Origin of the sequence: Marinihelvus fidelis (genome assembly GCF_008725655.1) — a bacterium.
Taxonomy (GTDB): domain Bacteria; phylum Pseudomonadota; class Gammaproteobacteria; order Xanthomonadales; family SZUA-36; genus Marinihelvus; species Marinihelvus fidelis.
On sequence record NZ_VYXP01000012.1, the window covers coordinates 22,187 to 46,520 of the forward strand.

The window sequence follows — 24,334 nt, forward strand, 5'->3', positions numbered from 1 at the left end:
TTACAGCGGCACTACCGCGGATCAGTCGCAGTCGACCTCGATGGACGAGGCAGAATCATTGCCGATACGCGAGTTGCGCATGTTCGACTGGTCACTGCTGAGGTCCTCGGAGCGGCCCCGGAAGCGCGAGTCGGTGTACAGCGTCACCCGGCAGTTGTACGGCACACGGATGGACGACAGTTCGTCGTCGCCCAGGCGGGTGTCACCCAGGTGGGACTCGTCGCGGTAAAGGGTCAGGGATTCGCCGTGGTAGTCCTTGTCGCGGTACAGGGTCACGCCATCACCACGTCCGCCATGGCTGCTGCCGTGGCTGCCGTGAGACGAGCTGTCGCGTTCGCAGTCATAGGGCAGGGTGTCGGTCACCGAGTCGTAGCGGCCGTTGAGCGTAACGATCGTCACGCATTCGCGCTCGCGATCGTTCCACCAGTTGGACCAGATGCGGCTGCCGTCGCGGGAAGAATTGACAAACTCCCAGCCATTGTCTTCGAGTTCACGTTCGCCGCTGGAAGCACGCATGCCTTCCACCGAATCGACGTTAAAGTACCGGCTGGAGCCGTGAGAGCTGCTGGAGTGGTGGCTGGACGATGACGATGAGCCGCCACACATCGATTCGGGCTGGTCAAAGATGGATTTGACCCGGCCGTCCTCTACTGACACGACCACGCATTGCTCATCCCGGTCATTCCACCAGTAGCCCATGGCGGTGTCCTTGATCTTGATCGTCTTGTGGTGCTCAAAACCCCGGTCTTCCAGTTCCTGCTCGGCACCGCTGGCACGGTCGCCTACCAGGTCATTCAGGTAACTGTTGGCCATCGTAGTGGCGGAAAACGTGGCCGCCAGGACCACGGCAAAAGGTAAAGTGCATTTCGGAGCCATGAGTTCTCCTCGTTGTGTGGTCAGGTTGAGTGAATGGGGTGAGCTCGTATTTCTACCATATACCCGTTAAAACGGCATGACTACCAGATACTAACCCGCTCGGCCGGCGCGGGTGCCTGGCTTTCCGGGCCGCAGGCGGTGAGCAGTAGCAGGAGAGTCGGGAGCGCGTATCGTGCATTCATTTGGAATCTCCAATATTGAAAGTTGTGTGGGTGACGGGAGTATTCAGCCGCCACCGGCGGCGGCCATGCCGCCCATCACCATGGCAAAGGTGAACATGGTCCAGTCGTTCAGAATGTGGGCGATGGTCGATGCCCAGATGCTCTTGGTGACCATGTAAGCCAGGGTCAGCACCAGCCGCACCGGGCCGATCAGCAGCAGCGCCTGGACAACATTCCAGTCGTAGGTGGGCAGGTGGATAGCGCCGAACAGTACGGCCGAGCCCACCCAGGCGATGATCACCGCGGCGGTGCGCGACAGGCTAAGGTGCTGGACGCCCAGCCACAGCAGGAACAGGAACGGCAGCAGGGTGATGACTTCCTCGCCGAACAGCTGCAGGCCGGTGGTCAGGTAGAACATCGCCGGGCCGCCCGGAATCTCGCCCCCAGCGAGATCGCCGACGACGGGGTTGGCGGCCAGGTCCAGCACCCTGATGGCGACGGAGCCGATCACCGCCGTGAACGCCAGGTTGATGACGCCGAACAGCAGGCCCCACCACAGGTAGCTGGCTTTCCAGCCGTTGAACAGCGCGCGCCAGCACGTGCCGGCGCGCCAGGCGAGGGCAGCCAGGGGAATGACGCTGAAGAGAATGGCCCGCAGCAGGCCGTACAGGCTTGGCGGCACGCCGGCCAGCGTGGGCGGTGCCAGCGCCAGTACTGCGAACCCGGCGGCCAGCGCCACCAGGATGATCAGCCAGTCCAGCCCGCCCAGAGGCGAGGACTGTTTGTCGTACCAGGGGTAATCGCGTTTCGACATGACGAGCGCTACCGATTCATTGATACCTGAACGTGGCTCCCAGTCTAGTCCATTACCCGGCCGCCATAGTGGGAAAAGGCCGCGAAGACCCGGGTGATTACCTGCCGCCCGGCAGGTCCGGAGTGATCAGCACTTCAAGCGCGGCAACACCGGTAACACCGTGATCGCGCAGCTGTTCGAGCAGGCCGGGACCCTCCATGCGCAACCGCGTGGCGATGGCCGCCACCGGCGTGCACAGGATCAGCTTGCCGTCACGCACATTGGCCACGCGCACATGCGGCGCCAGGCTGGGTGGCAGTAAATCACGCACGACGGCGTCCACGCGCGCCAGCGCTTCGGCGCGCTGCAGCAGGCCGGCCAGGCCGGAGCCGGGTTTGGCCATCAGTTCGGCCACCGGGCGGGCCAGGCGTTTTTCTTTCCAGGCGGGAGGGGGCATGGTCAGCGACGTGAGTGACTACCGTGCCGGGTTCTCAAAGGCTTCATCCAGCTGGCGCAAGGCATCCAGGCCCTGCTCTACAGAGCCACGCGAGGCCAGCGCGCGGAACCGGGTTTCGACATCGAACTCGACGATGGCGCGTGTTGACAGCTCCTCCATCAATTTATTGACACTGATACGCCTGCGTTTGGCCAGTGCTTTGAGCCTGCGGTGCTGTTCGTCCGGTAACCTGACAGTCAAGGTACCCATGTCATGTTTCCTCCAGTAACTGGGCCGGTGTTACGACCCTGATCGATGGAAAGTTTAATTGCGAAGACTGAAAGTCCTTCAGGTTATGGGTGACGATGTAATCGGCATTCCCCGCGGCGGCGAGTTCCAGTACATGGTTATCGGACTCATCGCGAAGGTTCGGCCTCCATAGGAAATAAACTGACACCCACTCGCTGACAGACATCATGGTAGCGATCAGTTGTTCAATCACGGCTCGGTCAACAGGGCACTGCCTGGTGATCCCGGGGCGGGATATGACATCCTCATATTCAAGGAACAGTGTATTGCCCATGAGCAGCTTTATCGCACCCTGTATGCAGCGTCGTAACACCTCACGACTCGCGCCATCGGGACTGATGAGTGCGGCAACAAGTACATTGGTGTCGATGACGACTCGCTTCATCATGCCCTCGATGATTGCATATATGCTGTCATGTGGCAATCGTGATGGTCGTGGACACTGGGTCATGCTCCAGGCGCTATGCTAGCCTTGCATCCGCGCCGCCCAGCCCCCACTTCGTACCCGGGACTCATCTTATAAAGACGCACAGAACATGCTGAATGCCCTGACAACCAAGATTTTCGGTAGCCGCAACGACCGCGTGGTCAAGAAGCTCGGCAAGGCCGTCGATGCCATCAACGAACTCGAGCCCGCCATGCAGGCGCTCAGCGACGACGAGCTGCTGGCCAAAACCGCCGAATTCCGTGAACGCGCGGACAAGGGCGAGTCCCTGGACCAGCTGCTGCCTGAAGCCTTCGCCGCCGTTCGCGAGGCCAGCGTGCGCACGCTGGGCCTGCGTCATTACGACGTGCAGATGATCGGCGGCATGGTGCTGCACGACGGCAAGATCGCCGAGATGAAGACCGGCGAGGGTAAGACCCTGATGGCCACGCTGGCGGCCTACCTGAACACCCTGGCGGGCGGCAGCGTGCATGTCGTCACCGTGAACGACTACCTGGCGCGCCGCGATGCCGAGTGGATGCGCCCGGTGTACGGCGCCCTGGGCATTACCGTGGGCGTGGCCGTGCCCGGCATGCAGCCGGCGGAGAAGAAAGAGTCCTACGCCTGCGACATCGTCTACGCCACCAACAACGAGCTGGGCTTTGACTACCTGCGCGACAACATGGCGTTTTCGGGCGAGCAGCGCGCCCAGCGCGACCGCAGTTTCGCCATTGTCGACGAGGTCGACTCCATCCTGATCGACGAGGCCCGTACCCCGCTGATCATTTCCGGCCCCACCGAAGACGCCCCACAGCTGTACGTGCGCATCGACAAGCTGATTCCGCACCTGCAGCGCGGCGAGATGCCGGACGACCCGGAGCAGGCGCCCACCGGCGACTTCACCGTGGACGAGAAGCAGAAGCAGGTCTACCTGACGGAAGAGGGCATGGCCCACGTCGAAGACCTGATGGTGAAGGAAGGCCTGCTGGGCGAAGAGGACAGCCTGTACCAGTCCAACAACCTGTCCCTGGTGCACCACCTGAATGCCGGCCTGCGAGCGCATCACCTGTATCAGCGCGATGTCGATTACATCGTGAAAGACAACGAGGTGGTGATCGTCGACGAGTTCACCGGCCGCACCCTGGCCGGTCGTCGCTGGTCCGAGGGCCTGCACCAGGCCGTGGAAGCGAAGGAGGGCGTGCCCATCCAGCGCGAGAACCAGACGCTGGCCAGCATCACCTTCCAGAACTACTTCCGCCTGTACAACAAGCTGGCCGGCATGACCGGTACGGCCGACACCGAGGCCTACGAATTCCAGACCATCTACGGCCTGGAAGTGGTGGTGATCCCCACGCACCGCCCCATGGTGCGCGATGACCGCGACGACCTGGTGTTCCTGAAGGCGGCAAACAAGTACGACGCCATTGTCGACGACATCCGCGAGTGCATGGAACGCGGCCAGCCGGTCCTGGTGGGCACCACGTCCATCGAGACCAGCGAGCTGATCGGCAACAAGCTGCGCAAGCTGAAGATTCCGCACGAGGTGCTGAACGCCAAGCAGCACGAGCGCGAGGCGCACATCGTCGCCCAGGCCGGTGCGCCGGGCTCCGTGACCATCGCCACCAACATGGCCGGCCGCGGCACGGACATCGTGCTGGGCGGCAGCCTGGAAGCCGCGCTGGAAGCGCTGGGCGAAGACGCCAGCGAGATGGCCAGGGCCGCGGCGAAGGAAAAATGGCAGAAGCTGCACGACCAGGTGCTGGAGGCCGGCGGCCTGCACATCATCGGTACCGAGCGGCACGAGTCCCGCCGTATCGACAACCAGCTCCGCGGCCGCTCCGGCCGCCAGGGCGACCCGGGCTCGTCGCGCTTCTACCTGTCGCTGGAAGACAACCTGATGCGTATTTTCGCGTCAGACCGCATGGCCAACATGATGCAGCGCTTCGGCATGAAGGAAGACGAGGCCATCGAGGCCGGCATGCTGAACCGCGCCATCGAGAACGCCCAGCGCAAGGTCGAGGCCCACAACTTCGACATCCGCAAGCACCTGCTCGAATACGACGACGTGGCTAACGAGCAGCGCAAGGTGGTCTACGGCCAGCGCCAGGACCTGATGGAGCTGGATGACATTCACGAGACCATCGTCGAGTTCCGCAACGACGTGTTCGACGACATCATCGACCGCTTCGTGCCGCCCGGCAGCATCGACGAGCAGTGGGACCTGGCCGGCCTGGAGCAGGCCCTGGACGGCGAGTTCGGCATCCACGTGCCGCTGACGCGCTGGGAAGAGGCCGGCGAGCTCTCAAGCGAGGAATCCATCCGCAGCCGCACCCACCAGGTGGTCAACAACCACTTCGAGGCCCGCGAAGCGCAGACCGGTTCCGAGGTCATGCGTCATTTCGAGAAGGCGCTGATGCTGAACGTGCTCGACCAGCAGTGGAAGGACCACCTGGCCAGCATGGATTACCTGCGCCAGGGCATCCACCTGCGCGGCTACGCCCAGAAGCAGCCCATGCAGGAATACAAGCGCGAAGCCTTCGAGATGTTCAGCGGCCTGATGAACAGCGTGCAGCACGATGTGATGCGCCTGCTGGCCCGGGTGCAGATCCGCGCCGAGGAAGACGTGGAAGCCGTGGACGCCCAGCGCCGCGCGCCCGCCGAGGGCGTGCAGTACCGCCACGACGAGGCCGGCGGCCTGCCAACCCCGGAACCTGCAGAGCCCGCAGGCGGCCCCGGCGGCGCCCAGGGCGGCATGCCGTCCAGCGGCCAGCCGCCCCGCCAGGAGCAGCCGGTGGTGCGCGAAGGCAAGAAGGTCGGCCGCAACGAGCCGTGCCCCTGTGGCTCAGGGCGCAAGTACAAGCAGTGTCACGGGCGGTTGAGCTAAGTTAGTCCAGGCGGGGTGTTTTGGGCACACCGTGCTGAGAGTGCACGCCGATACTGATTACGGCGATTTACTCAGCATCTCATCGAACAGATCATCGTCAGGTGTGAGTGGCTTAGATACGGCGCCAACTGAATTGGGCTGAAAACTCTCGGAATGCAGTTCACCCTGATCGCGTTCAGCTTTATCCAGGAAATCGTCTGGCACCGGCGGTGCCTCTTTAGCAAAGGTGCGCCAGCACGGTCGTTGAATCTTCTGTTTTCTCATAGCACCCTAATAATAGACCCCGATCTCGGTGATGTCGTAAGAAAACGGCACTGATGTATATCAGCGGAAGGCGACTACCGCGGAATCATCACCGGCGGCGACAGGTTAAGCCGCCGAGCCCTCCTGGCGAACCGCCGGTCGTCGAAGGTCGCCATGGTCTCGCAGCCGGCGTATCCCGCGTGATGTAGAGCGTCGGCAAAATCCAGCCCGGCCTGGTAGCCGTCCAGGGCGCGCTCAACGGCGGTGCGGCCCTCGACAATGATATGCGGCAGTGACAGCAGGTGGCCGAACACACGGCTGATTTCCCCTGGTTTGAACTGGTAGTACCCGCGCAGGACCCACTCCAGCTCCAGCAAAACGGTGACGGCTACGGAAAGTTCGCGCCCGGATTCCATCAACGACCGTGCGGCGTGGCGCTGCCGGTCAGTGGCCGGGTCCGGCCGGTCCTCTACGTAGTAGCGGGCCAGAACGTTGGTATCCAGGCCGATCACGTTGCCGGGTCATCCGTCGCCAGCGCCGCCACGTCAAAGTCGACCGGCACAGCGCTAACCTGGCTGCTCTTGAGCAGGCCAAAGCCGCTATCCACCGGAACCGCTGGCGCCCGCGCGAGCGACAGTTCGACGCGGCCATCCACCAGCCTGAACGTCACCCGGCTGCCAGCGCGTATGCCCAGCGCCTGGCGAATGTGCTTCGGAATCGTCACCTGGCCTTTCTGCGTCACCGAGAATTCGTCCATCGAGATCATAAAAGTATTACCAAGTAATGATTTTATCGTCACGGCCGGGATTCTTCAATCGGTCCAATGTCTCGAGCATGCCAATCATGGACAGACAGCGCGTTAGCTTCCTTCTGAAATGGATGTAGGATTTTGGCTAAAAGAAAAGGCCGCCCGAAGGCGGCCTTTCCATCCTCACGTTAAGGAACGTGCGATTACAGCGCGTTGCCGTCCTGGTCCCAGGCGTGCAGCTGGTACTTGCTGCGCGGCCCGCCATGAACACCCCAGACGGTAAAGCCGTCGACGTAGACTTCCCAGATGCCGGGCTCCGGTGCCACCAGCGTGGCCCGCTCCGGGCTGGCGAAGGTTGCGCCGTCAAAGTTGAAGCCGTAGACCGCGTTCCACAGCACCAGGTCCAGGTCGTCGGTGGGGAATGAGCCCCAGTCGTTGTTCCAGCTGAGCTCGAACGTGGCCGAACCCAGGCCGGCCGGAATGTTCACCAGGTAACCGTCGAAGCCACCGTGCGCGACCTTGCCACCGGCCAGCTTGGGCCCGCCGGAACCGCGCACCTCGGTGATCTCCACGTCCACCGAAATGGTGCCCGCGTTGGTCCAGTCACCCATGATGCCGACACGGACAATGCCCGACTGCGGGTTGTCCACGGTCAGCACGGTGTCGGCGTTGATGAAACCGCTGGCGATCACGGCCTCGTCAGAGGTGATGGCGTCCTGCACGTGTACGAACAGGTCGTCGCCGAACAGTTGGTTCTGCTGCCCCGGCGGCAGGGCCGGCGACAGGTTGCTCAGCGAGATGCTGAACTGCTCGGTGTTCTTGTGCGAGGCCAGGAAGATATGCCCCACCTGGCCCGGCGCCAGGTCTTCCAGCGTGACGGTGTATGAACCACCATTGCCGATGGAAATGACCTCGAAGCCCAGGGCCTCGATATTGTCGGTCACCGAGGCGCCCGCCGCGCCCGTGGGCAGGCCGGCCGGCACGCTGTCAGTGGCCAGCATGGTGTAGGCCGCCGGAATGTCGATAAAGCCGTTGCCCTGGTCGATGGGACCGGAGTTGTCACCCAGCAGGTTGGGGTTGGCGCTGTAGACCAGCGCATTGCGCACTTCCTCGCCAGTGGCGTCCGGGAACGCCGCGTGCAGCAGCGCCGAAGCACCCGCGATCTGCGGCGCCGAGAACGACGTGCCGGAACCGATCAGGCAGCAACCGCCATTGGCGCCACCCATCCAGATGGAGTCGCCATTGGCCACGGCATCCGTGCTGATGCGGCCGTCAGCAGAAGGCCCGCGCGAGCTGAACGTGGCCGTCTGCGTATGCTCGGACGCGCGGTACAGCGTGCCAAAGCCATTGGCCAGGAACAGGTCCACGTAGATGCGCTCATGCGCCGCCGTGCTCGCCGCACCCGCCGTCAGGCTGCCACGGCCGGTACCGGCACTGCCGCCGGTCATGGCCGAGTGGCCCTCGTTGCCCGCGGAGTTCACCAGCGTAATGCCGGCATCCACCATGGCCTCGGTCAACAGGTCATCGAAATCCTGCGTAGCAAACAGCGTCGCACCACCCAGGCTCATGTTCACCGTGGTGATATTCAGCGAGTCGTAAACAAACGGGTCTTCCGGCGCGCCGGAACCAGACACCGGCACACTGGGCATGCCCGCATCGAAGTTGAGCTTAAGATCGATGGCCCGCTCCATGGCCGCCACCACGTCAGACGTGGGCGCACCGCCACCAAACGCGCTGAACACCTTCAGGGCGTACAGGTGAGAGCAGGGCGCCACACCAATCATCGGCATCAGCTGCGTCGCGCCGTTGGGGATAATCGACCCCGGCGCATGCGTGGAAATCACCTGGGGCACGATATGCCCCGTCGGCCAGCTGTACAGCGCATTGGCCGCGATAACGGTACCCACCTCGCTGCCATGGTTGCCATTCAAAGGGCTGGTCGCCGAAGGCTCGGTCGGATCCGCACCACCAATCCAGGTCTCACCACCCAGCAGCGTTGGCTCCGCCGACTGGCACCCGCCACGCAGGAACGACCCATGCGCCACGGTGCCCGAATCGATAATGGCCGTAATGGCCCCATCACCCATGAACCCGGCCCCAAACATCACGTCCGCGCCCATCATCGGCAAATTGAACAGCAAATCCTCCGGCAGGTTTTCACCGCCCGCACTCACCGACGCCACGGCCGCACCCGCCAACTTCCCGGCCATATCACCTTCCAGCGACGCCTCGCGAACCGCCGCCGGCGCATCCACGATCACATCCTTCATCAAAACCGAAACCCCGGAAGCCCGGCTCAACGCCCCCCGCTTCGCCCCCGGCACCGTGGCCGCAATCGCGTCCACGTACTTAAACTCACGCGTCACCGTCCCCCCGGCCTTCCGCACCGCCTTGACCGCCTTCGAACAGTTCCCATCACACTGGATCAGAACCGCCTCACCCCCACTCACCGCCGCCTGCACACTGCCAGACACCGCAAGCAACACCAACAACCCGCCAATAACCGGACTGGAACGTTTCATAAATAAAAGACTCCCCAAGATAAGGGGCCGCCGACAAGCACGACCCAAGTGAATTGCCTAAGCAACCACGGCCGCCCCGTCAAAATGCGGGAGGACCGCACTGCTGGTGCGGCACAGATTACATGTAGGGGGGATGCATTTACAAATGGTGATTAAAAAGCGAATGTTTCGGCTGTGATTCCTGATGTAGGTACCACGAAAATTGAAAACGTAAGGCTCCAGGAAATTTTTTTCGTTGGGAGTTTGATTAGGCTTCAATTGGATTTTAAATGTTCAGGCAAGTAGCCGATTTCGTTAACTCTAAGCTTGATTGGTTGGTAGAGGTCTTCACTCTTGTTCGCGATGGATTGAATAAAAATGAACAAACAATGAGGTCTACCAACTTGCGATCGATAACACCAAAAATCCTCCATCGTTGCAAACTCCAAAAAATCGCTTTTCTCTCAGAAGCCTGATGGATTTATGGGGTTGTTTCTTGAGTCGCTAATTCAATCTGTTGTGATTGATTCCCAGCGTTTATGTTTGGCAGAACGTGACATGGCTTCAAGCATAAATAACCCTTCAAGCGCAGTTTTTGGTCCGCTTACATAAGGTGATTTTTGAGTCCCATTTTTCAGAAAGCAGTCAAGCGCGTCAGCTATATCAACGTAATAGTTTGCAAATGCCTCAATAAAGCCAGCAGGATGGCCAGCTTTGAAGCGAGTGTAGCGATTCTCTGAAGACACAGCAGATTCTGGTGTTGCTCGATCGATAATTGAAATGTGTCCAAATCGATCACACACTCGCATTGTCTCAGGCTCCATTTGCAGCCACTCAGCAGATCCATGGGTGCCGAACAGCCTTATCCGCAGTCCATTTCTTTCACCTAGCGCAGCTTTCGACTGCCAGAACTGACAAACAAGTCCATTACTGTATCGTGCGATGCAGTTGACGTTATCTATCACCTCACTAAACGCTCCAAGACTTTCTTCTGCTGCAACCAACTCGATTGGTTTTGAATTGGTTAAAAACTTGACCAATTGATGCAAATGGACACCAAGGTCGAGCGAAATTGTGGGAACACTACCATCGTTCAACCGCCAATCTTGAGGGGTAATGGCCTGGCCATCCAGAGTCCGTCGAATAAACCCTTCCTGAGGCATCTCAATGTGTATTTGAATAACTTCACCAAACTCGCCGGATGAAACTTTACTCTTCAACTCCCTTATCATGGGATAACCACTGTAGTTGTAAGTCACAGCCAAATAGCTGCCAAATTTCTGGGTCGCAGCCAGAATTTCTCTGGCTTCTTTGCTGTTGGCTGCAAGTGCTTTTTCGCAGATCACGTTAAAGCCGCAGCTTAGCGCGTTCGTTACGATTTGAGCGTGTGTTGGAGTCGGTGTAAGGACGAGTAGAGCATCGACATGCCCTTGTTCTTTTTCGCAGAGGTCTATCCAGTCTTTATAACAACGGTCGGGTGAAACACCCCAGACTTCGGCAGTTCTTCGGTTTTCAGTCAAGTCAGTGCTGAAACATCCAGAAACAAACTTCCATCGATCATCCATCGTTGCAGCGATACGGTGAACATGTCCGACGGCCGAGTTCAATCCACCGCCTATTACCCCGAGCCTAAAAGGTTTTTCCATCGTCCTCACTTCTTCCCTTTTCAAAAGTTGTTTCCTGGACTACATAAGCGGGTCTGCCCCTGGCGACATCGAAAACCTTCCCCACATACAAACCTAACACCCCTACGATTGCCAACAACAACCCCCCAATGAAATATAGAGACACTATGACGCTCGCCCAGCCTGCTGGAGGTTTCTGAAGGAATAAGTACTGAGCAATTACGACTGCAGCGTAGATTGCTGATATTGCGGACATTGAAAATCCGCATGCAACAGCAAATTTAAGAGGACGGTTTGAGTATGAAATGACAGAGTCAAAGGCCAACGAGATCCGTTTTCGTAGTGAGTACGATGATTCACCAATTTCGCGATGATTATGCCCAACTTGTACATGGCTTCGCCGAAACCCTAAATCGTGTAGCCGCCGCATGAACGGCATTTGCATTCGCGCATTATTTTGGGTTTCTTTGACAACTCGCCTTGAAAAAATTCCAAAGTTTGCTGTTTCTGGTTCATGCTCTAGTCCGCAACCATGTTTGATGAACAAAAAGAACAGCCGTGACAACGTTTTCTTGGTTGCAGAATCGTTCCGTTCTTTACGTTTCCCGAAGACGATATCAAATCCGTTCAATGCTTTGTTGTAGAGCTTGGGAATGTCCTCTGGTGGGTCCTGAAGGTCGCAGTCCATAACAACAACCCATTCACCTCGGCTGAGTTCTATGCCCGCAGTAATAGCCTCATGTTGTCCGAAGTTTTTTGAGAGATTCACTCCCTTTACACGCCGATCCCTACCAGAAAGCTTCTGAATCACTTCCCAAGCATTGTCCGGGCTCGCATCGTTCACCATTACGATTTCGAAGTCTTCAGTAATGGACGATAAAGATGTTCGAATTCGTTCGTAGAGTGTTACTAAGTCTAAACTGCGCCCATAAACGGGCGTAACTACGGATATGTGTACGCGTGCAGTCATGTTTTGACAATGTTCTCGAGGGGATAATAAAACGCAAAATCAGTTGTCGGGAAAATGTTCTGTTCAGCTAGCCCATGTCGGCTTTGGTCGAACTCCCAACGAATAAACTTTTAGCACTAGTGCCTGTCATGAACAATAAATCAAGAATGCTTACATGGTGTTCGAAAACATCACTTTTTTGTGAGTATGTTGGATAGTCACCATATTCAAACCATGATAGCCGTAACCCGGAGGACTCAAAAAGCTCTTGATTAAAGTAAGCCTGAGCTGAAGGGCCGGAAATGTACTCATCTGCACCTAGCTCTTTACAGATATAAATCAAGTTTTCCATTCGGTCATTTGGTAGATCGAATTGTTCAGCTCGAACAATGCGAGTGTTTATATCCAATACGCTGAAAACCCACCGCAGTAATGTCTCGTTAATATAAGTGAGGCGCCTTTCGTTCGAGAGTTCTTTGTACAGCGACTCAAGTTGATCCGAGTAGAGTTTGAATCCAGGTGAACTACAATAGCTTTGCGCAATGGTTTTCCAATGTTTGTTCGCCCATCGAGGGTCCGCAACAGTTGTCTCATTGATTCTTTGCTCCAATGAGGAATGACGTACAGGAATGGTTAACCAACTAGGGCGACGGTTAGTTATTACCTTGTTGCGGTTTCGCCAATCGTTCTTTGTAAACTGAACAACATCATAGATAACGAATACATCGGCCGATTTAATTAGATCGAAGTAGCCTTTCCACGGAATATAGCTGGATTGAATGATGGCCGCCTTCATTTTACGGGCTTCAAAAGTGCTGAAAGCATTGAGCTAAGAGCTAACGATTCGTCCGAAAAAGTTGTGCTAATTGGTGTCACGAAACTTTGACTTTGATTAGCTCTTGCATTTTTGGGGCTTTTTCTTGCATTTCTGCGGCTGACTCAAACTCAATAAATACAATTCCAAGTCGTTGGGTCATGTGATCGGCGATTTGATCACCTTTTTTCATCACCATGTAGTTGTCTTTAACATTAGCGAGAATTGATTCTGAGTATTCGATTTCAGCTATCTGTCCGTCTTGTTCACTCATGATGCAATGCCGGAGAAAAAATCTGGTAGTTATTGTCTGTGAATTTTCAATGCTTTTTGGGTTTGTGAACGACTTCACAATTTGAAGCGGATAGTCGACAGAAGTGGCATGCTTTACAAACTCTGGGTACCAGTCCCCCGGGGGGCGCCGACAGATTTCAATGATGAAGGGCTGATCGTCCCTAACAATAAACTGTACGTGGAATAACCCATCCACTAGCGAAAGTCGCTCCGCAATTGTTTCTGACTGCTCAATCAACTCTTTTTTGGCGAATTCAGATACAGAGCTTGGGGAAGATGCGCCTGAAACGAGATAAGGGTTCTTGAAGTAATGCTCATCGTCAAAGAACGAGAACACGACTTTGCCATTCTTAAGAAGGCAGGAAAGCCCATGCCTAGTGCCTTCAAGGAATTCTTCAATGACGATTCGCTTTGCCTTGGAGCTTGTAAGTGCGGTCGCAATTTTCTCACCAGCATCCTCATTTACTTCAATCTTTGTAATTCCTGAGCCAGAGCCCAGGTCTACGGGCTTCACTATCATCGGTGTTTTTTGGAGTTTCAAATAAGCTAAAGCTTCTTGAGAATTAGTGAAACACTGTGCGACAGGCGTGGGTATATTGTTAGCTGTTGCAAACTTTCTGTAGGCATCTTTGTGATGAATGATTTGAGCAGTTTCGAATGAATCGTAGCCTGGCAGTTTCAGGTGCTCTGCAACGTATGTTGCTGCTAGGCCGCAAAAGTCATTGCAGCCAGGACATATCGCTTCGATTTTCAGTCTTTTTGCCAAATCCAATATCGCTGAGTGGTCAGCGTAGTCTACGGGGTAGTATTCATCTGCTTCGCAATGCCCTGGGCTATTTTGGTTGAGACCCGTAGTTGACACGTGAAAGCCTAGAGTTTTTGCCGCCTTTATTAGCGGAATATCTGCATAGGCACCACCAACGAAAAGTAATGGTTTGCTACGTTTGATGGACATCATTCATTCATCCTGTAAATTGACATTTGTTCCGTTATTAGCTGTAGGGGGGAGAGCTTTTGAACAGTGAAAAGACCCTTCATGTGGGGTCTCCAAATATTGGGGAACTCGAAGCATTCTGGGAGCGTGCACAATTTATTTTTCAAGAGAAGTGGTTGACCAACCGCGGAAAACTTGTTCAGCAGTTTGAACGAGAGCTAGCTAAGTTTCTAGGCGTAAAGCATTGTATTTCCATGTGCAATGGGACGGTGGCACTGGAGATCGCCATTAGGGCTCTGAGCCTAGAAGGTGAAGTAATTTTGCCGTCATTCACTTTCATTGCAACGGCGCATGCGTTGCAGTGGCAGGAGATTACCCCTGTGTTTTGTGACATCAGCCCCGATACCTTCTGCATTGATCCTTGCAAAATTGAAAGCCTGATTAATCCGAAAACTTCTGCAATTGTTGGTGTTCACGTATTCAGTCGACCGTGTGACGTAGATGCTTTGCAGAGAATTGCTGATCGCCATGGTCTCAAACTGTTATTTGATGCTGCTCATGCTTTTGGTTGTTCATATGGTGCAAAGACTATAGGAGGATTTGGAAACTGTGAGGTCTTTAGCTTCCATGCTACGAAGTTCTTTAACTCGTTTGAGGGGGGGGCAGTAACAACGAACGACGATCAGTTGGCAGAGAAAATAAGACTTATGCAAAACTTTGGATTCGCTGGGTATGACAATGTCGTACATATAGGCACAAACGGAAAGATGACTGAGATCTGTGCCGCTATGGGACTTACAAACCTTGAGAATATTGACTCATTCTTGAGAGTAAATAAGAGGAACTATGACCTTTATCGGGAAAAGCTCTCGGGTTTAAAGGGCCTGGAACTCATGTGTTTTGATGAGGCAGAGAAGTGTAACTGGCAATACATAGTAGTGGAGGTGGAAGAAACATTTCCATTAACGAGAGATAAGTTGATGGAAAAGTTACATAGAGAGAATGTAGTCGCGCGCCGTTATTTTTGGCCTGGGTGTCATCGCATGCAACCTTATCGGTCGAAAATGCAAAGTCTTGGGCAAAGATTGTCGATTACGGAGTCGCTCAGTTCTAGGTTGCTTGTTCTTCCGACAGGAACAGCTGTAGGTCCGGACGACATTTCTAGGGTTTGTAGATTAATCGCTGAATGCAATTGAGTTCACTCGACTACCTCTTAGCGTGGGGGCAATAAGAAGCGATGTCTTTACGTCAGTTAAGGACTAAAAGCCTCAAGGCATTAGGGTGGGAGTTCACAGGGAAGGCCATCGCTCAATCGATAGTGTTGTTGGTCGCGATATTTCTTGCCCGGTTTCTCAGCCCTAAAGACTTCGGTCTTGTGGCCATAGTCATGGCTTCGGTCGGAATCGGCCAAATCCTTTGCGATTGGGGCTTAGGAGCAGCGCTCATCCAAAGGAAAAACTTGGAATCCATTCATTGCTCGTCCGTGTTTTTCATAAATACTATTTCCGGCGCTCTATTGATGTTGGGTATGTACTGGTTTTCTGACGGGATCGCTGTATTGTTTGGTAGCCCAGAGTTATCCGGCTATTGCAAGTTCTTGTCGATTCTGTTTTTGGCGAACGCGCTCAACCTTGTTCAACTCGCGCGCCTCAGACGTGTTTTGAATTTTTCACTAATTGCGCGAATTGAAGTAGCTGCGGCACTTGCTGGCGGTGTAACCGGCATAGCTTTGGCTTTTTACGGAGCGGGGGCCTGGGCTTTGGTTTGGCAGATGATCACGATGGGTGTGATGGCTTTAGCCTTGACGTGGTTTTATTCATCTTGGCGGCCGAAGTGCTTGGTTTCAATTGCCGCGTTGAAAGATCTTTGGTCATTTGGCCTTCGAATGTACGTATCAAACCTTTTAGACGTGGTCTGTATGCGTATTGACATAATCATTATCGGAAAAACTCATCAGCCAACTCTTCTAGGGTTCTTTGAACGCGCGAAGGTTACGAACCAAGTTTTGGTGCAAAACTCCTCAATGACGTTGATGAGCGTGTTGTTTCCGGTATTTAGTTCAATCCAGGATGACCTTGCTTCCACAAAATCGATCACGCAAGTCGGAATAGAAGTACTTAGCTTGTGCACTTTTTTGTTTTTGGGGGTGTTGTACTTATCTGCAGAGGATATTTTTGAAATGCTGTATGGGCCCGATTGGGCCTTTGCTGGAAGATATTTCGAGCTTCTTGTTGCCAGTAGTTTTGGCTATCCAATTAGCGCTCTTCTTTTGAATGTTCTTGCTGGGCGTGGAAGGTCTTCGGTTTTTCTGCGTCTTGAGCTTATAAAAAAGTTTGTCTGGGCTCTAAGCTTGATGACTCTCGTTTTTATAGATTTAGAAGCGTATCTGATGAGCTTGATTTTGCAGTCCGCATTGGCAGTTTGGCTTTCAATACACGCTGTTTCTCGAGAGTTGAACGTGCCGACCTATCAATATTTAAGGCCTGTGGTGGTCCAAGGTCTGATTTCTTTGGTCGCGGCTTTTTTGGTGCACTATTTAATCGCTCGCGTCGACCCTGCTGTCGAGTTATTCGCTGTTATCCTTAAATCGCTAGCCTATTTATCAGTATTCCTATTGATCAATATCGTGCTTAGAACAAAATCATTTGTATCGTGTGTTAGTCAAATAAGAGTTGAAATCGATCAAATGAATTGAATTCATAGTTAGGTTAAGCGACTTTTGGAAAACTGGGGAAACGGAGCGATCGCCAGGAATGATGAATTCTCAGCCGCTTGTAAGCGTTTGCGTCATTTGTTTTAACCACGCAGAGTTTCTGGCCCGCTCTTTAGATTCCATCCTGGATCAGAGAACTGATTTTCTCTTTGAGATTGTTGTCAGAGACGATTGTTCGTCAGACGAAAGTGCGTCGATCATTCGGAAATATCATGCTGAGTTCCCCGACAAAATTACGCCCATCTACGAGAAAAGAAATCAGTACTCTCTGGGAATCCAGCCTCTTTGGCCTGTCATCAGGAAAGCTCGTGGAAAATACCTGGCAATTTGTGAAGGAGACGACTTTTGGATTGATACAAATAAGTTGCAGTCACAGATCAATTATCTGGAAAACAATCTAGGGGTTTCTGTACTTTTCGAAAATGCGGAAGTCCGAGAATTTGACAAGACGGGCAAATTAATAAGCAAAAGATTGTTCAATTCGAAATTAGCTTCAGGGCGAATCGAGCCGTGGCAGATAATTTCTGATTGGATTACTCCGACCGCGACGGTCATGTTTAGAAAAGAAATGCTACCTCAAAAGTACTGGGAGATTACGGAGTTCCCTTTTGGTGATATACCTCTAATACTGTCGTTATCTGAATCTGGGGCAATCCACTATCGAAACCGTGTTTCAGCGGTATACCGGTCTCATCCTTCGGGGATGGTTCAATCCACGCTTCACAAACTTGAAGCTGCCGAAAAGTTCATTGCCTATTTTCAACAATATGAATCGATATTCCCAGATCTTGGCTTACATGAGGCCGCCCGAAAACGAAAGTCTGAGCATTATGCATGGATCATTTGGCTTTGTTTTTCTCAGAAAGAGTTTGGGCAGGGCCTGAGGCACTTAATTGAATTCTTACGGAATGATCCTGTGTATTGTATACGCGTCGCCATCAAGTCAATGGTTAAGCTGATAGAACGGCGGTTTCGTAAGAAAGGATAATTTTAAGTCACAAAGTGGTGCGCATATATGGCAAGCGAAATTTCAGAGTTCGATCTAGACGCATATAAGAGGATTCGAGAGAACGTAATGATGTTCATTAAGAGTGCATCGCTCAAGTTTGATCGAAGTTCAATTCGATTGTTGGATATAGCACCGCAAGATCATGAAGGAGCTAAACAGTTTTTTCACAATGCGGAAGTTCTGACGGCCGACATCGACCCGAATTCGAATGCCGACTTTATCGTTGATATTTGTTCTAAAAACTGCAGTGTGATTCCGAATAATCATTTCGATGTAGTACTTTGCATGGAAGTACTGGAGCACACACTCAATCCTTTTGCGGCTGTTTCTGAAATAAGGCGAATGCTAAAGCCGGGGGGGACTGTGTTTATTTCGACACCATTTAATTTTCGAATTCACGGGCCGCTGCCAGACTGTTGGCGGTTTACAGTGCATGGATTACAGGCTCTATTGCGCGAGTTTAAGTCTGTGGAGATTGAAGAGTTAGAAGACAAGAATAGGTTTCTAATGCCATTTCACTACACCACTGTAGCCGTTAAGTAGTTTAATGAAGAACGTTCTGGTTTTTCCATGTGGGTCCGAAATCGGTTTGGAGATTCATCGGTCTCTTGCGAACTCTATTCACTTCAATTTAATTGGCGCTAGTAGCGTTGACGACCATGGAAGGTTTACGTTTGCGAATTACATAGGTGGAGTTCCGTTAGTAGATAACGATAATTTTGTCGACAGCATAAGACAGATTATTGAAAAGCATGACATCGATTTGATCATGCCTGCGCATGATTCGGTTGTGCTTAAGTTGGCGGAAAATCAGTCGTTTTTAGATGCAACAGTGGTTACATCTCCCAAGCGAACTTGTAGAACTTGCCGGTCGAAGATATTGACTTATGAAGCGCTTCGGCGTTTAGTCAAAACTCCTGTGCTTTTCGCGCCTGAAGAAGTTAAATCATTCCCCGTCTTCCTTAAGCCTGATATTGGGCAGGGGTCTAGAGGAGCTAGTATCGTAAATTCACGCGATGAGCTTGAATGTCGGTTAGAGAATTCTGATGGGGTGTTGGTGCAGGAGTACTTGCCAGGTGAAGAGTATACGGTCGACTGTTTTACCGACCGTCACCGCAAGCTGCGCTTTGTGGGGGGGAGGAAACGAGCACGAATTTCCAATGGAATCAGCGTGAACTCTTACGAGGTTTTGGATTTGCGTTTTACAGATATCGCGCAGTCAATTAATGACTGTCTACATTTACGCGGTGCATGGTTTTTCCAATTGAAAGAGAGAGCTAATGGAGATCTAGTCTTGCTAGAGGTTGCGCCGCGGATTGCTGGCACGATGGCTTTATTTCGAATGGATGGGGTTAATTTTTCTCTACTAAGTCTGTTTGATGCATTGAATTTAGATATCGAAATTATAAGGAATAACCAAACGCCTGAAATAGATAGGGCGCTTGCTGCGCGATATATCAATCGATTCGATTATTCGAACGTTTATGTCGATTTTGACGATACGCTAATAATTCGAAATTCTGTCAACGCACTCTTAATGGCATTCTTATATCAAGCCAAAAGCAAAGGCGCACGAATAGTTCTGCTTACGAGACATAAGCTAGATATTTTCGAAAGCCTTGATAAGTACTGCATTGCAAGAATGGTCTTCGATGAAATTTATGTGCTAACTGAATATGAACCGAAGAGTAAGTATGTAAACAAGGGAGGTATTTTTATTGATGATTCTTTTTCGGAAAGGTTAGAGGTTTCGTCGATTCAAGGAGTTAAGGTTTATTCGCCGGATGCGGTCGAATCTTTATTAGACTGGACGAGTTGATTCGATACGTATGAAAGAAACAGATTTTTCAGTAGTTAAAACATGATGAAACCACACATTAATAATGACTTTAAATGAGCGCATAAAAACAATCAAAGACTGTCATGGTTAAACGCTTTGTAAATTGTGTTGATCACACATTGTTGAACTTCACCAAGACCAATCCAAAGCGGAAGACGAACGAGGCGTTCACTGTAAGATGTAGTAACTGGTAACGCATTTGTTTCTGGATTTAGGTGCTTTCCGTATGGCGAGTCATGGAGAGGAACGTAGTGAAAAACACTGTGAATTCCATGCTCGCTTAAAGTTCTGATAAAACTAGTTCTCTCTTGCTTGGATTCGAGAAGTAGATAATACATATGTGCGCTATGACTACAGTATTGTGGAGTAATTGGGCGTCGAAAGAACCCACGTTGCTCCAAAATTTCCAATGAATCGTGATAATGCATCCAGAGATTCATACGTTCTTGTTTGATTTCACTAGCTTCCTCTAATTGAGCCCACAAAAAAGCGGCGACCATTTCGCTCGGTAGGAATGAGGAGCCAATGTCCACCCAAGTGTATTTGTCAACCTGGCCCCTGAAAAATTGATTGCGATTAGTGCCTTTTTCTCGAATGATCTCTGCCCTCTCAATCAAGTCTTCACGGTTTATAAGTAGTGCTCCACCTTCACCGGAAATAACATTTTTAGTTTCGTGAAAGCTAAAAGCGCCAATGTCGCCGATACTCCCAAGTGGTTGGCCTTTGTAAGTACACATAATCGCTTGAGCCGCATCTTCAATCACTAGTAATCCATGCTTCTGGGCTATGGTCATGATCGTGTCCATTTCGCATGCAACACCTGCGTAATGTACTGCGACGATCGCGCGGGTTCGCGGCGTAATTGCTTCTTCGATCAGGGATTCATCAATATTCAGGGTATCTTCCCGAATATCTACAAACACCGGAGTTGCACCGCGCATTACAAAAGCATTAGCCGTAGAGACAAACGTATAAGAAGGCATAATGACTTCGTCGCCTTCGCCGATGTTTCCAAGAATGGCTGCCATCTCAAGCGCTGCGGTGCATGAGTGTGTCAGGAGGGCCTTCTTGCTTCCCGTGTTGTCCTCAAGCCACTTGTGACACTTGGCGGTAAATTGCCCGTCACCTGCGAGCTGCCCGTGCTGGTGAGCCTGGGCAATGTAGGCCAGTTCTCGGCCTGTCATAAAAGGCTTGTTAAAAGGGATTTTCATTCAGTTCGGCCTAAAATTGCACATGCTGGCCACACTAAGGGATAGCCCCTTGGCGCTCAGGCTGTTGTCTCCAACAGTATTAGAAAGTAAGTCATAGTGTGACTTCATGTTGGGGTAGAGACCAACTTCATCGTTGATCTTTTGCAACAGCGAAAGCTGTACGACAAGGTCGTTAAACTCGATTTCACTCGACGAAGCACCAGCTAATCTCGATAGCGTTTCAAGTGCTGCTTCGGTCTGTCCGTCGACGAGGAAAGCCATGGCCAGTGCGAGGTAGTCTTTGAGATCCCACTTCTTTAGATGAGATAGCACTTTCAGTGAGACTGGCCCCAGTCCTTCCTCAAGCGCTCGGTAATTAACAAACCGGATGACAGAATCTGGTGTGTTTGGGTTGCTGCTAAACGATTCGAGAAACTCTAGTTTTGAGGTCGCGCCTAAGTAGCCGGTGATGGTCGTTTTAAGCATGCGCAATTCACTGTTCGCACTCGATTGAGAATCAAGGGTCCGAAGTTCGCTGGACAGACCCTCTTTCATTGAGCTGTTCCAGCAGTAGGGGAAAGCCCAAACGTAGCCCAATTCCGAGAGTCTGCCGCTTCCAGGTTGAAATAGAGAGTAATCAGTATCTGAAAAATCCAAATCAAATCCAATGTAGTACAGGTTGCGCAGTACGCTTTGTGTGTTCAGCATGACGGCAAAGTCGAAACCATATTCTTCATAAGTTTCAAAAAGTGCCTTTGCGGATGCTTTTGATTGCCTGTACTGGTTCATCAGGTCGAGGCCATAAAGCATGCCGGTTCTTCCATCTATAAAGACCTTGCTTTCGGGCGACAGGTTATAAAGAAGATAGCCACCGACCTGATACTCGTTAAATATCTTTCCCTGCTTACCGGTTCGCTTCATGTAGGCAATCAAATCGTTCGGATATTGTTCCGGGTTCAAATCCTGGGTAGCCATCGCGTATGACATTTTGGCGGTGTGAACGCCGGTCATTACTAGGCAGCACACAAGGACTATTCCTGCAAGAGCATTCGCAGATCGCTTCCATTGGCGAGTTGCGTCAGCCAGGCGTAAGTCTGAAAGCATGTGAGCAAGGATCGCCATGCAGAAAATCGTTGCCGGTGTAATCAGTCTCGATGTCGTCATGGCAAATTTCAGAAAGACGATGAGTGCCGCCAGATATCCGATCTTCCTTTGATGAACAGATAGCAGTAGCGAAAGGAGCGCTGAAAAAATCAGGACTGGAAAATAGCCGAACTCAAAATATTTCAGAGGGGGCTCAAATTCCTTGATTGCAGTCTTCCATTCATCAGAAAAGTTCAAGAGCGCGATAATAATGTGAGTGAGGTTGGGATTTAAAAAGCCCATTGCCAATACAATGCACCCCCAGATGAACCAGTTGGCCCAGACTGGGATCGACGCTCTGTCCATCAATTGTCGATAACCGTGGTCGACAAAGAGGCCAAAAAACACGACCCACCCAAAGATGGATGAGTGGTAATTTGTCCATACGACCATTAACAAGATGATCGGAAGCATCGTTCGCCAGTTGATGATCTGCCGAGCGTGTTCATACAAAATTACTGAAATCACGATCAATGGATAACTCAACAGTTCTGGACGAATAAGTGGCCGTTGAATTAACGCGACAGTCAACAGAGGCAACACAAGAACGAACGCAACTGCTGGAGCCTTGATCTTTCTCATCCAGAAAAGCATCAATCCGAATGTAAGGCTCCAAGAAAGCATGCGCATTGCGTAAGCGCCGCCGTCCAAACCGAAAAGGTTAACCAATTCGTAGTAAATCACGCCGAAGTGGTGCCTCGGGACTAGAATTGGCTCCTCGTAGTAGGTATAGCTGTAGTGGTCTTTCCACGGAGATAGTCCGTTTTCGATCCAGTCCTGTCCCGTTTTAAGTAACCAGAAGCTGTCGTAGTTAAGCCAGCTAAAATTCGCGGCCGCAACCAAAACGATTACACAGGTTAGTACCACACCCCAGATTACTGCAGTACGCTGGGATTCAAGTGCGGGAATCCACGCCCAACTATTGTTGTGTTTGATGGTTACTCTCCTATCCTATCGGATTGAATTTTCAGTCCGCTAAGGCCAAGGTATTTTTTGTGCAGCGATGAAACTACCTCAAACAAATCGTCGCGTGTGCCGTTGTTCTCAACAACATCGTTTGCAATAGAAAGCCTCTCGCCCCTGGTTGTTTGTGCGGCAAGCGTTTTGATAGCTTGTTTCAGGGAGATGCCATCTCTGCTAAAGAGGCGTTTTAGTTGCGTGTTTCTATCGGAATCGATGACCAACACTCGATCAACCCAGTCGGGTACACCCACTTCTGTCAATAGTGGTATGACGACCAAGCAGTAAAACGCATCAATCGATACCAAGCGCTTTTCTACTTCTGAAAAGATGGCGGGATGCAGTATCGACTCCAAGGTTCTACGCTTAGCGTCATCTGAAAATATAATCTCGCGCATTCGCTTCCTATTAAGTCGACCATTTGCGTCAACAACGCTAGGTCCGAACGCTTTGATTATCTTGAGAAGCTGTATGGTCCCCGGCTCGGTAAGCTCTCTCGCAATGACATCAGTATCAATGACAGGCACACCGAGTTCAGAGAACATGTCGGAAACGGTAGTCTTGCCGGAAGCGATTCCCCCGGTAAGCGCTACCACGTACGTCATTAGCGTTGCAGTCCGGAGTAATGGAAATAGGCGTCAATGATCTCCGGACCCCACATTAGGCTGACCCAGCCCGCAATGGCAATGAATGGCCCAAACGGAATTGGCTTGCTGCCATCATGCTTTTTGAGGCCCATCATCGTCATTCCGATGATTGCGCCTACCAGGGAAGACAGCAGGACGATGAGAGGAAGCTGTTGCCAGCCTAGCCATGCTCCAAGGGCAGCTAAGAGCTTAAAGTCTCCATAACCCATGCCCTCTTTCCCGGTCAAAAGTTTGAACAATTGGAACACTGTCCATAGTGCGCAATAGCCGAATACCGCCCCGAGAATGCTGTCAATTGATGGGGTGAATACGCCGAAACAACTTGCAAGCAGGCCAATCCATAGTAGCGGTAAGGTCATGCTGTCAGGGAGCAGCTGGTGATCGAGATCGATGCCTGCCAGTGCGATTAGCATGGCGGTCATGACTAAAGCCATTCCGGTCTGGATCGTGGGACCAAATTTCATGGCCACGAGCGCAAACATGAATGCAGTCGCCAGTTCGACCAATGGATACCGAGGCGAGATTCTGGCTTTGCAGTTAGAGCATTTCCCCCTTAACGCCAGGAAGCTAAGAACAGGAATGTTTTCCAGGGCAGTGATCGCGTGATCGCAGTTAGGGCATCGAGACCCTGGCCTTACAATGCCGGGTGGGGCTGGCTCGTCGCCGGGGCTCTGAACAGAAAGCAATTCTCGGCACTGGCAACGCCAGTCATGTTCAAGGCGAGCCGGGACACGATGAATGACTACATTAAGAAAAGAGCCGATTAGCAGCCCCAAAACAAACACCCCTGAAATAAACAGGGGTGCGGGAAAAAGCGATTCAAAGGGCATTATTCAAAGCC

The 24,334-nt window shown here is 52.2% G+C and carries 22 protein-coding genes; 6 read left to right on the forward strand and 16 right to left on the reverse strand.

Annotation, left to right across the window (positions count from 1 at the left end):
- Positions 1–21: 21 nt before the first annotated feature.
- The 5 genes from F3N42_RS14430 to F3N42_RS14450 all read right to left on the reverse strand — a co-directional run bounded on the left by F3N42_RS14430 (position 22) and on the right by F3N42_RS14450 (position 2,960).
- Positions 22–876 carry a hypothetical protein gene (locus tag F3N42_RS14430; protein ID WP_150865300.1) on the reverse strand — a complete coding sequence of 285 codons (855 nt, stop codon included), beginning with the start codon at positions 874–876 and terminating at the stop codon, positions 22–24.
- Positions 877–1,101: 225 nt separating this feature from the next.
- The gene (locus F3N42_RS14435) at positions 1,102–1,851 is read right to left on the reverse strand and encodes a CPBP family intramembrane glutamic endopeptidase (RefSeq protein ID WP_150865302.1); all 750 of its coding nucleotides are present in this window, start codon (positions 1,849–1,851) and stop codon (positions 1,102–1,104) included.
- Between the two features lie 97 nt (positions 1,852–1,948).
- Entirely contained in the window at positions 1,949–2,287 is a 339-nt protein-coding gene (locus F3N42_RS14440) for a DciA family protein (protein ID WP_150865304.1), read from the reverse strand.
- Positions 2,288–2,305: 18 nt separating this feature from the next.
- Positions 2,306–2,536: a toxin-antitoxin system HicB family antitoxin gene (locus F3N42_RS14445; protein ID WP_150865306.1), complete on the reverse strand. Its 231-nt coding sequence runs from the start codon at positions 2,534–2,536 to the stop codon at positions 2,306–2,308.
- 1 nt (position 2,537) lies between these two features.
- Positions 2,538–2,960 carry a putative toxin-antitoxin system toxin component, PIN family gene (locus F3N42_RS14450; protein ID WP_224784961.1) on the reverse strand — a complete coding sequence of 141 codons (423 nt, stop codon included), beginning with the start codon at positions 2,958–2,960 and terminating at the stop codon, positions 2,538–2,540.
- A gap of 151 nt (positions 2,961–3,111) precedes the next feature.
- Here F3N42_RS14450 and secA point away from each other — a divergent pair, with 151 nt between their 5' ends.
- Positions 3,112–5,883 carry a preprotein translocase subunit SecA gene (gene secA / locus F3N42_RS14455; RefSeq protein WP_150865308.1) on the forward strand — a complete coding sequence of 924 codons (2,772 nt, stop codon included), beginning with the start codon at positions 3,112–3,114 and terminating at the stop codon, positions 5,881–5,883.
- A gap of 338 nt (positions 5,884–6,221) precedes the next feature.
- Here secA and F3N42_RS14460 read toward each other — a convergent pair whose 3' ends face one another.
- The 7 genes from F3N42_RS14460 to F3N42_RS14490 form a co-directional block, all read right to left on the reverse strand.
- On the reverse strand, positions 6,222–6,638 hold the full coding sequence (locus F3N42_RS14460; RefSeq protein WP_150865310.1) for a type II toxin-antitoxin system VapC family toxin: 417 nt from the start codon (positions 6,636–6,638) through the stop codon (positions 6,222–6,224).
- Positions 6,635–6,892, reverse strand: coding sequence for an AbrB/MazE/SpoVT family DNA-binding domain-containing protein (locus F3N42_RS14465; protein ID WP_150865312.1), 258 nt, complete (start codon positions 6,890–6,892; stop codon positions 6,635–6,637). Before F3N42_RS14465 ends, F3N42_RS14460 begins: the two co-directional genes overlap by 4 nt.
- Before the next feature lie 185 nt (positions 6,893–7,077).
- Positions 7,078–9,144 carry a S8 family serine peptidase gene (locus F3N42_RS14470; RefSeq protein WP_191621456.1) on the reverse strand — a complete coding sequence of 689 codons (2,067 nt, stop codon included), beginning with the start codon at positions 9,142–9,144 and terminating at the stop codon, positions 7,078–7,080.
- Positions 9,145–9,884: 740 nt separating this feature from the next.
- Positions 9,885–11,021, reverse strand: coding sequence for a Gfo/Idh/MocA family protein (locus F3N42_RS14475; protein ID WP_150865316.1), 1,137 nt, complete (start codon positions 11,019–11,021; stop codon positions 9,885–9,887).
- On the reverse strand, positions 11,005–11,970 hold the full coding sequence (locus F3N42_RS14480) for a glycosyltransferase family 2 protein (RefSeq protein ID WP_150865318.1): 966 nt from the start codon (positions 11,968–11,970) through the stop codon (positions 11,005–11,007). Before F3N42_RS14480 ends, F3N42_RS14475 begins: the two co-directional genes overlap by 17 nt.
- 67 nt (positions 11,971–12,037) lie before the next feature.
- On the reverse strand, positions 12,038–12,745 hold the full coding sequence (locus F3N42_RS14485) for a WbqC family protein (protein ID WP_150865320.1): 708 nt from the start codon (positions 12,743–12,745) through the stop codon (positions 12,038–12,040).
- Positions 12,746–12,821: 76 nt separating this feature from the next.
- A complete protein-coding gene (locus tag F3N42_RS14490) occupies positions 12,822–14,015 on the reverse strand; it encodes an ATP-grasp domain-containing protein (RefSeq protein ID WP_150865322.1) in 1,194 nt (397 codons plus the stop codon).
- A gap of 56 nt (positions 14,016–14,071) precedes the next feature.
- Between F3N42_RS14490 and F3N42_RS14495 the strand changes: the two genes are divergently transcribed.
- The 5 genes from F3N42_RS14495 to F3N42_RS14515 all read left to right on the forward strand — a co-directional run bounded on the left by F3N42_RS14495 (position 14,072) and on the right by F3N42_RS14515 (position 19,532).
- Entirely contained in the window at positions 14,072–15,187 is a 1,116-nt protein-coding gene (locus tag F3N42_RS14495) for a DegT/DnrJ/EryC1/StrS family aminotransferase (RefSeq protein ID WP_150865324.1), read from the forward strand.
- A 41-nt stretch (positions 15,188–15,228) separates the two neighbouring features.
- Complete coding sequence (locus F3N42_RS14500; protein WP_150865326.1) at positions 15,229–16,686, forward strand: lipopolysaccharide biosynthesis protein; 1,458 nt, start codon at positions 15,229–15,231, stop codon at positions 16,684–16,686.
- Positions 16,687–16,744: 58 nt separating this feature from the next.
- Complete coding sequence (locus F3N42_RS14505; RefSeq protein WP_150865328.1) at positions 16,745–17,692, forward strand: glycosyltransferase family 2 protein; 948 nt, start codon at positions 16,745–16,747, stop codon at positions 17,690–17,692.
- 90 nt (positions 17,693–17,782) lie between these two features.
- Positions 17,783–18,256: a class I SAM-dependent methyltransferase gene (locus F3N42_RS14510; RefSeq protein ID WP_224784963.1), complete on the forward strand. Its 474-nt coding sequence runs from the start codon at positions 17,783–17,785 to the stop codon at positions 18,254–18,256.
- Between the two features lie 4 nt (positions 18,257–18,260).
- A complete protein-coding gene (locus tag F3N42_RS14515) occupies positions 18,261–19,532 on the forward strand; it encodes an ATP-grasp domain-containing protein (protein ID WP_150865332.1) in 1,272 nt (423 codons plus the stop codon).
- 92 nt (positions 19,533–19,624) lie between these two features.
- On the opposite strand, the gene rffA is transcribed toward F3N42_RS14515, so the two are convergent.
- The 4 genes from rffA to F3N42_RS14535 all read right to left on the reverse strand — a co-directional run bounded on the left by rffA (position 19,625) and on the right by F3N42_RS14535 (position 24,323).
- On the reverse strand, positions 19,625–20,764 hold the full coding sequence (gene rffA / locus F3N42_RS14520) for a dTDP-4-amino-4,6-dideoxygalactose transaminase (RefSeq protein WP_150865334.1): 1,140 nt from the start codon (positions 20,762–20,764) through the stop codon (positions 19,625–19,627).
- Positions 20,765–22,570: a hypothetical protein gene (locus F3N42_RS14525; RefSeq protein WP_150865336.1), complete on the reverse strand. Its 1,806-nt coding sequence runs from the start codon at positions 22,568–22,570 to the stop codon at positions 20,765–20,767. It abuts the gene before it with no gap.
- 254 nt (positions 22,571–22,824) lie between these two features.
- A complete protein-coding gene (gene coaE / locus F3N42_RS14530; protein WP_150865338.1) occupies positions 22,825–23,451 on the reverse strand; it encodes a dephospho-CoA kinase in 627 nt (208 codons plus the stop codon).
- Positions 23,451–24,323: a prepilin peptidase gene (locus tag F3N42_RS14535; RefSeq protein ID WP_150865340.1), complete on the reverse strand. Its 873-nt coding sequence runs from the start codon at positions 24,321–24,323 to the stop codon at positions 23,451–23,453. The genes coaE and F3N42_RS14535 overlap by 1 nt, the downstream gene beginning before the upstream one ends.
- Positions 24,324–24,334: the final 11 nt, after the last annotated feature.

Excerpts from the sequence above, each read along its gene's own strand:
- F3N42_RS14430 (WP_150865300.1), bottom strand. The coding sequence starts at position 876 with ATGGCTCCGAAATGCACTTTACCTTTTGCCGTGGTCCTGGCGGCCACG.
- F3N42_RS14435 (WP_150865302.1), bottom strand. The coding sequence starts at position 1,851 with ATGTCGAAACGCGATTACCCCTGGTACGACAAACAGTCCTCGCCTCTG.
- F3N42_RS14440 (WP_150865304.1), bottom strand. The coding sequence starts at position 2,287 with ATGCCCCCTCCCGCCTGGAAAGAAAAACGCCTGGCCCGCCCGGTGGCC.
- F3N42_RS14445 (WP_150865306.1), bottom strand. The coding sequence starts at position 2,536 with ATGGGTACCTTGACTGTCAGGTTACCGGACGAACAGCACCGCAGGCTC.
- F3N42_RS14450 (WP_224784961.1), bottom strand. The coding sequence starts at position 2,960 with ATGAAGCGAGTCGTCATCGACACCAATGTACTTGTTGCCGCACTCATC.
- secA (WP_150865308.1), top strand. The coding sequence starts at position 3,112 with ATGCTGAATGCCCTGACAACCAAGATTTTCGGTAGCCGCAACGACCGC.
- F3N42_RS14465 (WP_150865312.1), bottom strand. The coding sequence starts at position 6,892 with ATGATCTCGATGGACGAATTCTCGGTGACGCAGAAAGGCCAGGTGACG.
- F3N42_RS14470 (WP_191621456.1), bottom strand. The coding sequence starts at position 9,144 with ATGAAGGATGTGATCGTGGATGCGCCGGCGGCGGTTCGCGAGGCGTCG.
- F3N42_RS14475 (WP_150865316.1), bottom strand. The coding sequence starts at position 11,021 with ATGGAAAAACCTTTTAGGCTCGGGGTAATAGGCGGTGGATTGAACTCG.
- F3N42_RS14480 (WP_150865318.1), bottom strand. The coding sequence starts at position 11,970 with ATGACTGCACGCGTACACATATCCGTAGTTACGCCCGTTTATGGGCGC.
- F3N42_RS14485 (WP_150865320.1), bottom strand. The coding sequence starts at position 12,745 with ATGAAGGCGGCCATCATTCAATCCAGCTATATTCCGTGGAAAGGCTAC.
- F3N42_RS14490 (WP_150865322.1), bottom strand. The coding sequence starts at position 14,015 with ATGATGTCCATCAAACGTAGCAAACCATTACTTTTCGTTGGTGGTGCC.
- F3N42_RS14500 (WP_150865326.1), top strand. The coding sequence starts at position 15,229 with ATGTCTTTACGTCAGTTAAGGACTAAAAGCCTCAAGGCATTAGGGTGG.
- F3N42_RS14505 (WP_150865328.1), top strand. The coding sequence starts at position 16,745 with ATGATGAATTCTCAGCCGCTTGTAAGCGTTTGCGTCATTTGTTTTAAC.
- F3N42_RS14510 (WP_224784963.1), top strand. The coding sequence starts at position 17,783 with ATGTTCATTAAGAGTGCATCGCTCAAGTTTGATCGAAGTTCAATTCGA.
- F3N42_RS14515 (WP_150865332.1), top strand. The coding sequence starts at position 18,261 with ATGAAGAACGTTCTGGTTTTTCCATGTGGGTCCGAAATCGGTTTGGAG.
- rffA (WP_150865334.1), bottom strand. The coding sequence starts at position 20,764 with ATGAAAATCCCTTTTAACAAGCCTTTTATGACAGGCCGAGAACTGGCC.
- coaE (WP_150865338.1), bottom strand. The coding sequence starts at position 23,451 with ATGACGTACGTGGTAGCGCTTACCGGGGGAATCGCTTCCGGCAAGACT.
- F3N42_RS14535 (WP_150865340.1), bottom strand. The coding sequence starts at position 24,323 with ATGCCCTTTGAATCGCTTTTTCCCGCACCCCTGTTTATTTCAGGGGTG.